Source organism: Oleiphilus sp. HI0043 (assembly GCF_001634935.1).
Window position 1 is genome coordinate 1 of the sequence record NZ_LWEY01001675.1, and the last position, 1196, is coordinate 1196.

Genomic DNA, 1196 nt, shown 5'->3' on the forward strand with positions numbered 1-1196 from the left:
ACTCGCCGAGGTGGCTTGGATATCAACCCCTACCGCGCAACAGCAGATCTTAAGGCGAGAACGGAGAGCCTGAGAACTCCAAGGCAGTAACGAGCGTTATTGTGTTAGCTGTCTTTTAGTTTCTCAGTTGCTTTTTCAAGGGCATGGACGATAGCGTCTTTATTAGTGTCGTCTATTTTTCCGGTATCCAGATACATCGCAAACCCTTCAGCTTCATGCTCTATGAAGCTCTGACCGGCACCGATATCGCGTCTAAGGTCAACGATTTGATAAATCGGAACGGGTCTAGCGAAGCCTTTAACGGTAATCTCTCCCTTATCACGACACATAACCTTATCTTTTATCAGAGAGAAAGTTTCGTAAGAAACCAGGATTTCGCCTGGCTCTGATAGTGCTTCCAAGCGAGAAGCCAAGTTAACTTCCTTGCCGATAATGGTGTAGTCCATGCGGTTTTCAGCGCCAAAATTTCCTACAGTGCTGAAGCCCGTACTGATCCCAATCCGAATTTGCAGTGGCGTCTTGATTCCTTGGCTCTTCCACTTTTGACGCAGTATCTTCATGTGCTTACGCATCTCAATTGCCATGGAAACACAAGCCATCGTATCTTCTTTAGCGCCACGACTGGTTGGGTCACCAAAGAAAATCATAATACTGTCGCCAATAAACTTATCGATTGTGCCGCCGTATTTTAAGGCGATTTGCGACATTTCGTTGAAGTAGTTGTTCAGCAGCTCGGTCAAACCTTCGGGTTCCATTTCTTCCGACAGCTCTGTAAAACCTTTGATGTCAGAGAAGAAGATAGATAGACGCTTGCGCTGTGTTTCCAGGCGCACGTCACGTTCGCCGGTAAAAATTGACTGCCAGACTTGTGGAGATAGGTATTTAGCAAGCTTGTGAGAAAGCGATATAGACTGCTCTCTTTGTGTCTGAATCTGGTGCTTGGCCTTATGTAAGGCTTCGGCTTGTTGGTGGGTATAGTAAGCAGTAACCGAGACATAGACTGTAGCGCTAATACCGGCCACTAGATCGACAATCATTGGTGCGTGAGGCGCGAAGTCAAGGCCGAATATCATGGAGGAAATAATGGTGGAGGTAAGTAAGATTAGGTTGCCTTTGAGCCAGGTCGACATACCTCCAACGACGATGAAGCTAAAACTCGCCATGAGAATATTGAATATGGTTGCCGTCGGGCTGAA

Annotated in this window: 1 protein-coding gene; it reads right to left on the minus strand. The window is 46.7% G+C overall.

The window, feature by feature from the left end:
- Window positions 1-104 precede the first annotated feature (104 nt).
- Window positions 105-1196: adenylate/guanylate cyclase domain-containing protein (locus tag A3729_RS25450; RefSeq protein WP_068634415.1), on the minus strand; the 1092-nt coding region annotated here is incomplete at its 5' end.